The 14,637-nt window shown below is 65.5% G+C and carries 11 protein-coding genes; 6 read left to right on the forward strand and 5 right to left on the reverse strand.

Translation table 11 applies throughout. The annotated features are described in order from the left end of the window. Positions 1–22: 22 nt before the first annotated feature. The 3 genes from sufB to VMR39_RS23815 form a co-directional block, all read right to left on the reverse strand. Positions 23–1,507: a Fe-S cluster assembly protein SufB gene (sufB, locus tag VMR39_RS23805; protein ID WP_325419858.1), complete on the reverse strand. Its 1,485-nt coding sequence runs from the start codon at positions 1,505–1,507 to the stop codon at positions 23–25. After that, entirely contained in the window at positions 1,504–1,914 is a 411-nt protein-coding gene (locus VMR39_RS23810; RefSeq protein ID WP_325419860.1) for an Rrf2 family transcriptional regulator, read from the reverse strand. Before VMR39_RS23810 ends, sufB begins: the two co-directional genes overlap by 4 nt. Before the next feature lie 115 nt (positions 1,915–2,029). After that, positions 2,030–2,974, reverse strand: coding sequence for a helix-turn-helix transcriptional regulator (locus VMR39_RS23815; RefSeq protein ID WP_325419862.1), 945 nt, complete (start codon positions 2,972–2,974; stop codon positions 2,030–2,032). A 358-nt stretch (positions 2,975–3,332) separates the two neighbouring features. Here VMR39_RS23815 and VMR39_RS23820 point away from each other — a divergent pair, with 358 nt between their 5' ends. Both VMR39_RS23820 and ggt read left to right on the forward strand, forming a co-directional pair. Next, a complete protein-coding gene (locus tag VMR39_RS23820) occupies positions 3,333–4,400 on the forward strand; it encodes a quinone-dependent dihydroorotate dehydrogenase (protein ID WP_325419864.1) in 1,068 nt (355 codons plus the stop codon). 60 nt (positions 4,401–4,460) lie between these two features. Continuing rightward, a complete protein-coding gene (gene ggt / locus VMR39_RS23825; RefSeq protein ID WP_325419866.1) occupies positions 4,461–6,161 on the forward strand; it encodes a gamma-glutamyltransferase in 1,701 nt (566 codons plus the stop codon). 243 nt (positions 6,162–6,404) lie between these two features. On the opposite strand, the gene VMR39_RS23830 is transcribed toward ggt, so the two are convergent. Then, complete coding sequence (locus VMR39_RS23830; RefSeq protein WP_325419868.1) at positions 6,405–9,059, reverse strand: M1 family metallopeptidase; 2,655 nt, start codon at positions 9,057–9,059, stop codon at positions 6,405–6,407. A 185-nt stretch (positions 9,060–9,244) separates the two neighbouring features. Continuing rightward, complete coding sequence (gene queF, locus VMR39_RS23835; protein WP_325419870.1) at positions 9,245–9,706, reverse strand: preQ(1) synthase; 462 nt, start codon at positions 9,704–9,706, stop codon at positions 9,245–9,247. Between the two features lie 88 nt (positions 9,707–9,794). Here queF and VMR39_RS23840 point away from each other — a divergent pair, with 88 nt between their 5' ends. From VMR39_RS23840 to VMR39_RS23855, 4 genes are all read left to right on the forward strand, one after another. Continuing rightward, positions 9,795–11,084: a hypothetical protein gene (locus tag VMR39_RS23840; RefSeq protein WP_325419872.1), complete on the forward strand. Its 1,290-nt coding sequence runs from the start codon at positions 9,795–9,797 to the stop codon at positions 11,082–11,084. Positions 11,085–11,158: 74 nt separating this feature from the next. Continuing rightward, complete coding sequence (locus VMR39_RS23845) at positions 11,159–12,007, forward strand: sulfurtransferase (RefSeq protein WP_325419874.1); 849 nt, start codon at positions 11,159–11,161, stop codon at positions 12,005–12,007. Further along, on the forward strand, positions 12,004–13,233 hold the full coding sequence (metC, locus tag VMR39_RS23850; RefSeq protein WP_325419876.1) for a cystathionine beta-lyase: 1,230 nt from the start codon (positions 12,004–12,006) through the stop codon (positions 13,231–13,233). The genes VMR39_RS23845 and metC overlap by 4 nt, the downstream gene beginning before the upstream one ends. A gap of 4 nt (positions 13,234–13,237) precedes the next feature. Beyond that, the gene (locus VMR39_RS23855; RefSeq protein ID WP_325419878.1) at positions 13,238–14,491 is read left to right on the forward strand and encodes a mechanosensitive ion channel family protein; all 1,254 of its coding nucleotides are present in this window, start codon (positions 13,238–13,240) and stop codon (positions 14,489–14,491) included. The last annotated feature ends 146 nt before the right edge of the window (positions 14,492–14,637 follow it).

Genomic DNA, 14,637 nt, shown 5'->3' on the forward strand with positions numbered 1-14,637 from the left:
ACGTTCAGAAGCAGCGCAAATATCACCCCACGCTGCCCTCCAGCGAAATCCCCAACAGCTTCTGCGCTTCGACGGCGAATTCCATCGGCAGCTGTTGCAGCACTTCCTTCGCGAAGCCGTTCACGATCAGCGATACCGCGCTTTCCTGATCCAGCCCGCGCTGCATGGCGTAAAAGAGCTGGTCGTCGCTGATCTTCGACGTCGTCGCCTCATGCTCGATCTGCGCTGAGGGATTGCGCACCTCGATATAGGGCACGGTATGCGCGCCGCACTGGTCGCCCAGCAGCAGGCTGTCGCACTGGGTGAAGTTGCGCACGCCCTCCGCGCCCGGCGCCACGCGCACAAGCCCGCGATAAGTGTTATTCGAGCGGCCCGCCGAAATCCCCTTGGACACGATGGTCGAACGCGACCCCTTGCCGTTATGGATCATCTTGGTGCCGGTATCGGCCTGTTGCAGATTGTTGGTCAGCGCGACCGAATAGAACTCACCCACGCTGTTCTCGCCGTTCAGCACGCAGGACGGATATTTCCAGGTGATCGCGGAGCCGGTTTCCACCTGCGTCCAGCTGACCTTGGAATTGCGCCCCTGGCACAGCGCCCGCTTGGTCACGAAATTATAGATGCCGCCCTTGCCGTTCTCGTCGCCCGGATACCAGTTCTGGACGGTCGAATATTTGATCTCGGCATCGTCCAGCGCGACCAGTTCCACGACCGCGGCGTGCAGCTGGTTCTCGTCGCGCATCGGCGCGGTGCAGCCTTCGAGATAGGAGACGTAAGACCCCTCGTCCGCCACGATCAAAGTCCGCTCGAACTGCCCCGTATTCTCCGCATTGATGCGGAAATAGGTGGAGAGTTCCATCGGGCAGCGCACACCCTTGGGAATGTAGACGAAGGTGCCGTCGGAAAAGACCGCGCAGTTGAGCGTCGCGAAATAATTGTCGTGCATCGGCACGACCTTGCCCAGCCACTTCTTCACCAGATCGGGATATTCGCGCACCGCTTCGCTGATCGAACGGAAGATGACCCCCGCTTCCTCCAGCTCCTTGCGGAAGGTGGTGGCGACCGAAACGCTGTCGAACACCGCATCGACCGCGACCTTGCGACTGCTCTTCACGCCCGCCAGCATTTCCTGCTCGGCGATCGGAATACCCAGCTTCTTGTAGGTCGCCAGGATTTCCGGGTCGACCTCGTCCAGCGAGTTCAGCTCTGCCTTCTTCTTCGGCTCGGCATAATAATAGGCGTCCTGATAGTCGATCGGCGGGATGTTGAGCTTGGCCCAGTCAGGCGATTCCATCTTCTGCCACATGGCGAAGGCCTTCAGCCGCCACTCCAGCAGCCATTCGGGCTCCTTCTTCTTGGCCGAAATGAAGCGGACCGTATCCTCGTTCAGCCCCTTGGGCGCGAAATCCTGCTCGATGGCCGACGACCAGCCATGCTCGTAGGTGGAGGCGCGTTCGGCCGCCTCATGCGCTTCGAGATTGCGGATCGTGGTCGTTTCTTCGGTCATGCCATTTCTCGTGTCAGGCTGGCGATCGTGACGCCCGCGAGCGCCTCGCGGATCGCATTGTTCGCGACATTCATGTGCGGGCGGATGCGGCAATCGCTTTCCAGATTGCAGTCATGCGCGCCCTGTTCGCTACAGGCGGTCATGGCGATCGGTCCTTCGACCGCCTCGACCACGTCCGCAAGGGTGATGGCGGCAGGCGGCCGCGACAGGCGTACGCCGCCGCCCGTGCCGCGGCTCGATTCGAGCAGGCCGGCGGCCGACAGGCGGCTCACCAGCTTCTGCGCGGTAGGCAAAGGGATGCCGGTTTCGGCGCTCAGCGTCGTCGCGTTCATCCGCGTTGCGCCGCAATGCCGTGCAGCAGCGGACATCAGCACGACAGCATAGTCAGCGAAGCTCGACAGTCTCATAGCCTCTGAGCGCGTCCCAAGTTGCGAACCATTCTCAAATCGGACCGATTCCATCCGATTGGGCGCATGTGGTCGCAAGCGGGCCGTTAATCAAGGAGATTCTATTGGGGAGGGGTCAACTCAGCCTATTGAGCACGGCCACGTCGGCCCCCAGCGACCGGCGCAGCAGGGTAAGCTGCGCCACGGCCGTCGGCTCGGTCTGCAACTGGTGCGGGGTCAGGCCGATGAAATGCTTGATCTCCCGAATGAAGTGCGACTGGTCGTAGAACCCGGCCTCCTCGCACAATTGCTGCCAGCTATTGCCGTCCAGCGCGATCCGCGCCGAACAGCGCAGCGCCCGATATTTGCGCGCCAGCAGCTTGGGCGGCGCGCCATAATATTTATTGGTCAGCCGCGCGAGCTGGCGCGGCGACAACTGGGCGGTTTCCACCAATGCCTCGATCCGGGGCGACCCTTCCCCGATCAGCCAGACATCCACCGCCGCCAGCAATTCCCAGGTCGCCTTGCGCATCGGCTTGACCAGTCGGCCCAGTTCCTTCCAGCACAGAGCTGCCATGGCTTCGGCCTGGCTATCCTCCATCTCCTGCAACTGGCCGAGCAACGTGGCATAGGCGGGCCCGCGTTCCGCCGCGAGATCGCACAATCGATCGGCGAGCTCGCTGGCATCTCCGCCATGAAGCGACATCCAGCCGGCCGGAAGCAGGGATATGCCCAGCACGCGCGCCTGTCCTTCCAGAACGAAGCGGGTCGCCCCCATGGTCGGGCCCAGCAGGCAGACCTGCGGCGTCGGCATGACAGCGCCGTCCTGGAAATGATAATTGCCATCGCCTGACAGCATGAAGCGCAGTTGAGGTACGTCGGCGCGCGTGCCGTCCGCATAATTGTCTGCCGAGACGCTGAAGAGGTAGAGCGACCCGAAATAGGCGCGCAGATGTTCGGGTGGAGCGAAATAGCGTAGTCGAACCGGTCCCTGTGCCGCAGCGACCGTGTAGGAAAGTGGTCCCCCCTGGTCCGGCAGAGCGACATTGCTCCCCGGCGCATTCGTATGATGCAGCCCCATATTCTCACCCCAGGCGGCAACTATGCCCCATTCCCGTCCGGACGCAAGCGACGGCAGAGAAAAAGCGCATTCCTCATGCCTCTTTTCAAAGATGAAAATCTGCGGAAAAAAATGACCCGGCGGTTCATCACCGCCGGGTCAGGAAAAGGTCTCGTTGGCCAAATGACCTAAGAGCCTTCGGGTCGCAAGACGGCTTTACGCCCGAATCAGTGAAATTTTATTGGATGGATCGGACATTTTTCCGTCCGAAACGGTCTCATTCATGACGTTTCCTGTCATGAAATGTCATTGGCGGACGTCTGTGATGCTTCTGCCACAGTGACTCGACGCGCGCGCGCGCCGCTGGCATAGCGCGCCCATGTCGTACTGCCTGATCCGCCCGCTGCTTTTCACGCTCGATGCCGAGCGCGCCCATAATCTGTCGATCGCCGCGCTGCGGATGATGCCGACGGCGAAGCCTCTGGCGGCCGATCCGATGCTTGAAACGACGGTGGCGGGTATCCGCTTCCCCAATCCGGTCGGTCTTGCGGCAGGCTATGACAAGGATGGCCGGGTCGCGCACAAGATGCATGGCCTGGGCTTCGGCTTTGCCGAGCTGGGCACGCTGACCCCGCTCGCCCAGCCGGGCAATCCCCAGCCGCGCCTGTTCCGCCTGGTGGAGGACCGGGCCGTCATCAACCGTTTCGGCTTCAACAATGGCGGGCAGGGCGCCGCAGCCGACCGCATCGCCCGCTATCGTCGCCCCAAGGAATCGCGATCAGGGGGCGAAGGGCTGGTGATCGGCATCAATATCGGCGCCAACAAGGACGCGACCGCTGCGGGGCGTGGCATTGCCGACTATGTGACCGGCGTCACCTGCATGGCGCCGCTGGCCGACTATCTGACGGTCAACATCTCCTCGCCCAACACACCGGGCCTGCGCGCCTTGCAGGGGCGGGCGGCGCTCGACGATCTGCTCGGCGCGGTCATGGCTGCCCGCGGCAGCGACACCACGCCGATTTTCCTGAAAGTCGCACCCGATCTGGAGCCGGCCGATGTCGAGGATATCGCCGCCGCCTGCATCGACCATCGCGTCGACGCACTGATCGTGTCCAACACCACCGTCACCCGTCCTGCGCTGCGATCGGCCCATGCTGGGGAGATGGGCGGCCTGTCCGGCGCGCCGCTAACCGACCTGTCGCACGCGCGGCTCAAGGATTTCCGCCGCCTGCTCGGCACGAAGCTGCCGCTGATCGGCGTCGGCGGGATCGCATCCGGGGCGCAGGCTTATGCCCGCATCCGCGCCGGTGCGTCGCTGGTGCAGCTCTACAGCGCGCTGGTCTATGAAGGGCCGTATCTCGCGAAGCGCATCAATGCCGAGTTGAAGGGGCTGATGACCCGCGACGGCGTGCGCAATATCGTCGATATCGTCGGCGTGGACGCCTGATCCATAACCCCGGTCTATCATGGGGTTGCGAAGCGCCGTCGCGGCGATAGGGTGCCGGCCATGACGTCCCGCCTGACCGGCCTGCTGGCCCCCTTCGCCCTCATCTCCCTGATCCCGGCCGCCGCCTTCGCTCGCGAGCCGGTATCGACCAATGCCACCGTGTCCGCCGCAGACCCGCGCGCCGCGCAGGCGGGGCAGGAAATCCTGCGCAAGGGCGGCAGCGCCACCGACGCGGCGATCGCGATGATGCTGGCCCTCAACGTCGTGGAGCCGCACAATAGCGGCATCGGCGGCGGCGGCTTCCTGATGCACCATGATGGTCGCACCGGCGTGCTGGAATCGATCGATGGGCGCGAAACCGCCCCCGCCGCTGCGCGCCCCGACCGCTTCATCGGTTCCGATGGGCAGGTGATGCCGTTCCGCCAGGCATGGCCGGGCGGCTATTCGGTCGGCGTGCCGGGCAATCTTCGCCTCGCCTGGGACGCGCACAGGAAATGGGGCAAGCTGCCCTGGGCGGACGTGTTCCAGCCTGCCATCCGTTATGCGCAGGAAGGGTTCGAGGTGCGCGAGCGGCTCAACACCGCGATGCGTGCGGTCGCGCCGATCTGGGCCGACTTCCCTGAGATCCAGAAATATTTCTGGATCGACGGCAAGCCTGCACCCAAGGGCACGATCCTCAAGAACCCGCCGCTCGCCGCGCTGTTCAAGCGCGTCGCGGCCGAGGGGCCGGACGCTTTCTACACCGGCGAGAATGCGAAGCTGCTCGCCGCCGCCGTCACCAACGCGCCCAAGAATCCGGTACCGATGACCGAGGCGGACATCGCCGCCTATCAGGCCAAGCCGCGCAAGCCGGTCTGCGGCAAATATCGCGTCTATACCGTCTGCGGCATGGGGCCGGTGTCGTCGGGTGGCATCACCGTGCTCGAAATTCTCGGCATGGTGGAGCGCTTCCCGCTCGCCCAGTGGGGCAAGGACGATCCACGCTCCTGGCATGTCATCGGCGAAGCGATGCAGCTCGCTTATGCCGATCGCGACACCTGGCTCGGCGATCCCGATTTCGTCTCGGTGCCGATCAGCGGCATGATCGACCCCGCCTATCTCAAGCAGCGCTCTTCGCTGATCCGCCTCAACAAGGCGCTCACCGTCTATAATCCCGGCACACCGCCCGGCGCGCAGCCCCGCACCACATCTCTGCCCCAGCCCGAAAGCGGCACGAGCCACTTCGTCGCGGTGGATCATGATGGCGACATCGCCGCCTGGACCTCCACCATCGAAAGCTTCTTCGGCAGCCAGCTCGTGGCGAACGGCGTCATCCTCAACAACGAACTGACCGATTTCAGCCTGACCCCGGAAAAGGACGGCAAACCCGTCGCCAACCGGGTTGAGGCGGGCAAGCGTCCGCTTTCCTCGATGTCGCCGACGATCGTCTATGACGACAAGGGCACGCCCATCTTCACCGTCGGCGCGGCGGGCGGCAAGACGATCATCATGCAGGTGGCCAAGGCGCTGATCGCCCATTTCGACTGGGGCCTGTCGGCGCAGGACTCGATCGCCCACGGCCTGATCTTCTTCAACGGCGACGGTCTGGTGCTGGAACAGGGCACCGCACTGGAGGCGATGAAGGCGCCGCTGGAAAAGCTCGGCCACCGCGTGACCGTCAGCCGCCTCGGCCTCAAGGCCAATGCGGCGGAGCGGATGCCCGATGGCCGCTGGGTCGGCGCCGCCGACCCGCGCAGCCCCGGTGTGTCGTTGCAGGAATGAGGTGAGGGCAGGTCGCGCGGATCGTCGAATAGCAGTCGATCGCAGACCCAAATATCAACGTCATCCCGGGCTTGACCCGGGATCCCGCTTCTTTTTGTGGAAAGCAGCACTTGCAAAGGCAGCTGGACCCCGGCTCAAGCCTGTCCTGAGCCTGTCGAAGGGGCCGGGGTGACGAATGTGGAAGCAGTCGCACCCCCAGCCACCAAAAAGGGCGGCCTTTCGAGCCGCCCTTTTCGTTTCCTCTTACTTCCTGCCCGCGAACCACGCCGCGGTCGGCGCCTTCAACCGACCGCGCGTCTCGATCCGCGTCTTGATCGCGGCGATGGAGCGATCCACCACCTTGCGCGATTCCGGCGTCAGATATTGGGTCGCATAGGCGTCCAGCTTCGTAACCATCGCCGGGTCGGCCGATCCGCCGCCCAGGCGCGCCAGCGCCTGGCTGCGGGCCGATACGTCGATCAGCGCCTCATATTGCGCCTTGTGCGCCAGCACATAGTCGACCGCCTGCATCGGATGGGCCGCGCCGACCTGCCCGATGATCGCCGCGCTGGTGGTCTTGCCCGGCTCGTCGGTCAGGGCGAGGTCGAGCGCCTGTGCGCTCAGCTTCTCGTTCTTCGCCTTGCCCAGCAGGGCATAGACGGTGCTCTTCTCCAGGTCGCTCTTCGCGCCCTTCGCCATGGCGCGGAGCTTGTCCCAGGTCGCCTGATCGGCATTTTCCGCGATGATGCCGAGCCACACATTGCGCAGCGGCCCGTCGAGCGCGGCCGGGTTGCTCGCCAGCGCCGCAAAGCGCCTGTTGGCTTCTGCCACCACCACCTTGTCGCCCATGCTGCCCAGCGTCGCGACCAGGCTGGTGCGCAGCACCGGCACCTGCGGCCCTTCGCCAGCCTTCGCGTCATAGCCGATCGCGGCCAGCGCCGGGCTCAGCTTCTTCGACGTATAGGCGGCGATCTTCGCGCGTGTGGCGGCATCGCCCTCCAGCATGTCATAGCTGCTCTTGAGGTAGCCCGGCACTTCGGCCAGCACGGCGGGGCTGCCATCGGTAGGCACTGCGTCGACCAGATCCAGCGCAAGCCCGATCGGCTGGTAGCCGCCCAGCGCCAGCTGGAAATTGTCCGCCATCAGGCCGGTCTGGTCCATGCTCGACAGCGTGCCGAAGCCCTTGGCCAGCGCCTTCATATTCTCGGCCGGATAGAGCGAGCGATAATAGCCCGTCTGCCCCGCGTTGATGACATAGGCGCCGCAGCCCGGTAGCGTGACCTGCCCCTTGCCACCCGACAGGATCAGGCGCTGCGCCTCGCCGCCCAGCGTCTGCGCCTTCACCGGCACATTCCAGCTTTGCGGCGTCTTGTCCTTGTCGTCGCGGCTGAACTCGCCCTGGCTCAGCGTCAGCAATGTGTTGCCGCCCTGGCACTGCGCGCTCTCCACCTTGACCAGCGGAATGCCGGGCAGCGAAGTGAAGTCATGCGCGATGCTGACCAGCCCCTTGGCGCCCGCACCCTCGACCGCCTTCCACAGGTCGTCGGTCACGGTGTTCCCATAGGCGTGCTGCTTCATATAGGACTGGATGCCCGCCTTCCACGCATCCTCGCCGGCATAGCCTTCCAGCATGGTGATGACGGCTTCGCCCTTCTGGTAGGTGATGGCGTCGAACGCCTGATTCACCTGATCCACGGTGGTGATCTTCTGCACGACCGGGTGCGTGGTCTTGAGTGCGTCGAGGCTCATCGCCCGCTCGCGCCCGTCGACGCGCGACAGCAGCGTTTCCCATTCCGGATTCAGCTTGTCCGTGACCTTGGTCGCCATCCAGCTGGCGAAACCCTCGTTCAGCCAGAGGTCGTCCCACCAGGCCATGGTGACGAGATCGCCGAACCACTGGTGCGCCATTTCATGCGCGGCGACTTCGTAGATGGTGCGCTTCGTCTCTTCCGAGGTGAAGCGCGGGTCGACCAGCAGGGTGCGCTCGAAGGTGAAGATCGCGCCCCAATTCTCCATCGCGCTGAAGAACTGGCTCTGGCCCGGCCCGGCGACATTGTCGAGCTTGGGCAGGGGGAAGGGAACGCCGAAATAGTCGTTATAATAGGGCAGGATCGCCGCCGACGCGTCGAGCGCCAGTTGCGCCTTGCCGGTATTGCCCTTGCCGGTGATGACGCCGACTTCGGTGTTGCCCGCCATCTTGGTCGCACGGTCCAGTTCACCGAGGCCGAAGAAGAGCAGGTAGGAGGACATTTTCGGGGACGTGCCGAACGTCACCAGCTTCTTGCCGCCGCCCAGATCCTTGGACGCCTTGACCGGCATGTTGCCGACCGCCAGCTGATCCGCCGGGACGATCGCCGACAGGTCGAACGTCGCCTTGTAGCTCGGCTCGTCGAAGCTCGGCACGAAGCGGCGGGCATCGGGTGCCTCGAACTGGGTGAAGAGCGCGCGCTTCGCCGCCCCTGCATTGTCGGTATAATCGAGCGCGAACAGGCCGTTGGCCTGCTGGTTGATAATGCCGGCATAGGTGATGGCGAGCGTGTAGCTGCCCGGCGCGACCAGCTTGCCGAAGTCGAGCGACACGGTCTGCGCGTCGGCATCGATCTTGGCGGTGCCGGTGATCGGCTTGCCCTTCACGGGCGTCAGCGTGACGCTGGAGAATGTCAGGTCCGCCGCGTTCAGCACCAGCGTAGGCATCGCGGTCGCGACGGTGACGTCGATCGACACCTTGCCGGTGAACTTCAGGTTCGCCGCATCGGGCGTCACCTCGATCGCATAATGGCTCGGCGCGGCGCCGCGCGGCAGCTGGGTCGTGATCCCGGCGGCGGGACCGGCAGGCGCGGCCTGCTGGGCCAGTGCGGGCGTCGCCAATGCGACTGGGGCGGCCGCGACCAGCAGCGGCAGGATTTTCTTGAACGACATAGGGTTTCAGACTCCGACACGTCTCGAAGCGCGCGATGTGACACTATCACGCACGGACATGCAACGCGGGATCGGTTCTTTCGCTGCGGTGGTCAAGTGAACTATCCGCAAGATAATGTCGTTGGTCGAACCCTGTTGGGCGTTCGTCAAACAGGGGCAGGCCAATTTCCGTTCGGAGCCGGGAATTATCCCCGGCCGCGATAGCCCGGCACATCCTGCGCCGGCAGCCACAGGCCGGCTGGCGGTTCGTCGGACTGCCAGAAGACGTCGATCGGGATGCCGCCGCGCGGATACCAGTAACCGCCGATGCGCAGCCAGACCGGCTTCATCTCGTCGAACAGGCGCTGGCCGATCCCGACGGTGCAATCCTCGTGAAAGGCGGCATGGTTGCGGAAGGCGCCGAGGAAAAGCTTGAGCGACTTCGACTCCACGATCGTCTCGGCGGGCGCATAGTCGATCACCAGATGGGCGAAGTCGGGCTGGCCCGTCACCGGACAGAGCGAGGTGAATTCGGGCGCGGTAAAGCGCACCAGATAGGGCTTGCCGGGGCGGGGATTGGGCACATAGTCGAGCACGGCCTCTTCGGGGGAGGCGGGCAGGGCGCTGGTCTGGCCCAGATGCAACGGAGTCGTGGGAAGGTCAGTCATGCCGCGCCGTCTACGCGATCGCACGCCTGATGTCATCGCCCTGCATTGTTCACTTGCGGTTCAGCCATTCTTGTGCCTTGGCAGGGCCATGGGGTCCGCTATTCGTCCGTTGATTTTCGCCGTGCCGCTGTTGCTGGCATCGCCCGTCCACGCCCAGCAGACGGAGCAGCCCGCGCCGGGCTTCCAGCTGCCGCCGACCAGCACGACACCTGCGCCCGATCCCAACCGACAAGGGCCGGAACTGAACGTCTATCGCGATCAGCCGCGCACCGCGCCGCCCGTGGTCGCGCCGACGGTCGTGCCGCCGCCGGTGTCCGTGCAATCGACCCCGACGGTGCAGCCGAATCCGGCGCGCTCGACTCCCGCTCGCCCCACGCCGGCGCGACCCACACCCGATCAGCCACGCATTGCGCAGCCGACCGAGCGCGCGACGCCCGCGCCGGCCGAGCCGGCTCCAGCCGAACCGACCCAAGCCGCAGAACCCGCGAACGAGACGGCACCCGTCGCGGCGCAGCCGCTTCCCGCACCCGCAGCCCCCGCACCCAATGCTGTGGCAACGCCCGGACCAGCCGCGCCCGCGCCGGTCGCGACCGAAGAAGGCAGCAACCTCCCGTGGATCATCGGCGGCGCGCTCGCGCTCGTCGCGCTGGCGGCGTTCCTGCTGCTCCGTCGCCGTCGATCGGTTGAAGAGGAGGAACTGTTCGTCGAACCGGTGTCGCCGCCTGCGCCCGCTCCCGAACCGACTCCCGCGCCAGCCCCGGTCGAAGCTGCGCCAGCGTCGCCCGCTCCGGCGCCCGCGCCTGTCGCCGCGCCGGAACCTGTCGCCGCCGAGCCGGTCGCCGCCGAACCTGCCATCGAACGCCCCTGGCTCGACATGGACATGGCGGTCAGCCAGGCACGCTATTCGCTGATGGGCATGACCATCGCCTACAGCCTCATCCTTCACAATCGCGGCGACCGGCCGGCGCAGGACATATTGGTCCGCGGCATCGTCGGCAATGCGGGCGCGCAGCAGCAGGCGCTACTCCAGGGCTTTTTCGGCGGGGATGACGGCCTGCCGCTCCACAGCGCCGTGACGATCGCGCCTGGCGAGACGATCCAGCTCGGCGGCGAACTGCGCCTGGCGCCCGACCAGATCGTCCCGGTCGAGATGGGCCAGCGCAGCCTGCTCATCCCGCTCGCCGCCTTCGACATGGGCTATCGCTGGGAATCGGGGGAGGGCGAGCCGATCGGCCATGGCCGCACCGCGCGCGCCTTCATCGTCGGGCAGGAGCAGGAGCCGCCTGCCGATCGCCTCGCGCCGCTGCGCCTCGATCAGGGGCCGCGCCAGTATCGCCGTCCCGCCGCTCGCGCCGCCGCCGAACTGGCGCCGGCCTGACGCCTCTTCCCAGCTCCGAAAGCCGCGCCTAGAAGAAAGCCAATGGGTTCAGGCAAAGGACGCTGGGAAGCCGCATGACCATATTCGTTTCCACCGATTGGCTCGCTACCGAACTGGGCAAGCCCGACCTCGTCATCCTCGACGCCAGCCTGTTTCTGCCCGGCACTCCGCGCGATCCGCGCGCCGAATATGAGGCGGGCCATATCCCCGGCGCCGCCTATATGGACTTGCCGACCCTCGCCGATCCCGACGATCCGACGCCGGGCCAGTTGCCGCCCGAAGCGATGATGACGCAGCGCATGCAGGCGCTGGGCGTCAATGCCGACAGCCGCATCATCGTCTATGACAACAGCCCCACCCACAGCGCCGCGCGCGGCTGGTGGATGATGCGCATCTATGGCCTGGGCGCCTCTGCCGCGATCCTCGACGGCGGCCTTCCCAAATGGATCGCGGAAGGGCGTCCGGTCGAAAACGGCCTGCCCGCCATCGCGCCCGGCAACGCCGTCGCCCGGCTCGACCGGACGCAGGTCCGTACCAAGGCGGATATTCTCGCCAATCTCGACAGCGGCGCGGCGCAACTGCTCGATGCGCGCGGTGCGGGCCGCTTCACCGGCGCGGAGGCCGAACCGCGCCCCGGCATGGCGTCGGGCCATATTCCGGCCAGCCGCAACATTCCTTCGTCGGCCTTCTTCGCCGCCGACAACAGCATGAAACAGGGTGATGAACTGCGCCGCCTGCTGCTCGACGCCGGCGCCGATCTGAACAGGCCCATCATCACCACCTGCGGCAGTGGCGTGACGGCGGCGATCATCCTCGCCGGGCTCGAATCGCTCGGCAAGACCGACGTCGGCCTCTATGACGGCAGCTGGTCCGAATGGGGCTTCGACCCCGCCACGCCCAAGGCAACCGGCCCCGCGGCATGAGCGATCCCGACAAGCGCAAGCCCCTCACCAAACTCGCCCAGGCCGGCCGCAAGCCCGAATGGACCGGCATGCCCGACCAACCCGGCGGCATCGTCAGCCCGCCGGTGTGGCGCGCCTCGACCATTCTCTATGACGATGTCGCCCATCTGCGGCAGGCGGCCGGGCGCAGCACCCATGAACGCCTCTTCTACGGGCGCAAGGGTACGCCGACCGCCTGGAGCCTCGCCGACGCGCTCACCGAGATGGAGCCGGGGGCGGAGGGGACGATGCTCTTCCCGTCGGGCGTCGCGGCCATCGCCTGCGCGCTGATGGCGGTGCTGAAGCCCGGCGACCGGCTGCTGATGGTCGACAGCGCCTATGACCCGACCCGCAATTTCTGCGCGCAGATGCTCAATAATTACGGCATCAAAACGATATATTATGATCCGCTGACTGTCGACTTCGATGTCCATCTTTCGAATGGACCGGTCCGCGCCATCTTCCTCGAAAGTCCCGGCAGCCTGACCTTCGAGGTGCAGGATATCCCCGCCATCACCGCCTGGGCGAAGGCGAACGGGGTCGTCACCCTGCTCGACAATACCTGGGCGACGCCGCTCTATTTCCCGGCCATGGCGCAGGGCGTGGATATCGCGATCCTCGCCTGCACCAAATATATCGTCGGCCATAGCGACGTGATGATGGGCAGCGTCACCGCGACCGCCGAATGGTTCGGCAAGATTCGCCAGACGGCCTATCTGTTCGGCCAGATGACCAGCCCCGACGACGCCTGGCTCGCCTCGCGCGGGCTGCGCACGCTGGGCGTCCGCCTGAAGCAGCATCAGGACAGCGCGCTCGCCATCGCCCATTGGCTGAAGGAGCAGCCCGATGTCGCCCGCGTTCTCCACCCGGCGCTGCCCGACTGTCCCGGCCACGACCAATGGCGGCGCGATTTCAGCGGGTCCACCGGCCTGTTCAGCTTCATCCTGAAAGGCGGGAACGAAGCCGCCCGCGCCGCGTTGATCGACGGCCTCGCCCATTTCGGCATCGGCTATAGTTGGGGCGGCTTCGAAAGCCTCGCTTTGCCGATCGACCCGGCCCGCTATCGCAGCGCTACCCGGTGGCAAGCCGAAGGCCCGGCGATCCGCCTCCATATCGGCCTCGAAGACCCGGCCGACCTGATCGCCGATCTCGACGCCGGCCTTGCCCGCTTCCGCGCCATCCGCGATACCATCTGCGATCGGGCCTGAGGATATGACGCCGGGCCTGACCGACCTTATCGGCCGCCTGCCCGGCGATCCGGATCTGGTTCAGCCGGCCGTCGCGCTGGCGCTCGCGATCCTCTTCTATTCGGCCGCATGGGGTATCGCCCAATTGCTCGCCCCGCGTATCCGGCGCAGCCTGCCGCCGCTGGGCGATGCGCTCGCGGGCCATGTCCGCGCCATCACCCGCCACGGCATTGCGGCGCTGCTGCTGGCGCTTGGCCTCGCCTTCTTTCCCACCGGATCGCTTGGCCATCTGGTCATGGGTATCGTGCTCGGCAGCGCGGTGGCGCTGCTCGCCACCCACATATTGCGCGGCCTTGCCATACCGCGCTGGGCGGTGGTGCCGCTCGCGCTCATCCTGTTCATCCTGATCGTCTCGGGCAGCGGCGGCGGCATCGCGCCGGTGGGCGAGATGCTGGATCGGGTCGGCGTCAATCTCGGCAAGCGGCGCATCACGCTGCTCGGCCTGCTGTCGATCGCCGCCACCTGCGTCGCCCTCTTCGCCGCCGTCCGCCTCACCAACCGCGTCATCAGCCGCTGGATACAGAAGACGACCGGCTTCGACCCGACGCAGAAGCTGCTCGCGCAGAAACTCGCCGCCATCATTGTGGTGGTCGCCGCCTTCTTTATCGGCGTCGACCTGCTCTCGATCGACCTCACCGCCTTCGCGGTCTTCTCCGGCGCGCTCGGCCTTGCCATCGGCTTCGGCCTGCAAAAGACCTTCGGCAACCTGATCGCCGGCATCATCCTGCTGATGGACCGATCGATCAAGCCGGGCGACGTCATCGTCGTGGGCGACAGCTTCGGCTGGGTGAACAAGATCGGCGTGCGCGCCGTCAGCGTCATCACCCGCGATGGCAAGGAACATCTGATTCCGAACGAGAATCTGATGACGCAGGAAGTGGAGAACTGGTCCTATTCCGACCGCAACGTCCGCGTCCGCATCCCCATCGGCATAGCCTTCGATTCCGACCTGAAGCTCGCCCAGCAACTCATGCTCCAGGCCGCGCAGGAAAGCCCGCGCGTGCTGCGCAGTCCCAAGCCAAACGTCTGGCTGACCGGCTTCGGCGAAAGCCGCGTCGAACATGATATCCTCGTCTGGATCAGCGATCCGGAAGGGGGCGTCGGCAATGTGAAGTCGGACGTGCTGTTCCGCGTCTGGCAGCTGTTCCGCGACAATGGCATCGCCATTCCCTATCCGCAGCGCGTCATCCATCGCGTCCCGGATACCGACCAGCAATAATCGCATTTCCGACAGAAACCGGCCGATTATCTGCCGTTCTGTAGAGGGCGGCCATCAGTGCTGTCTAATTTTGTTGCAGTCCAGCAACATTAGGGCAGCAAAAGATACCATATAGCAATAAATTCTTGTGCGCCGCAGCGCAGGCA

Origin of the sequence: Sphingobium sp. (assembly GCF_035511395.1) — a bacterium.
Lineage (GTDB): Bacteria > Pseudomonadota > Alphaproteobacteria > Sphingomonadales > Sphingomonadaceae > Sphingobium.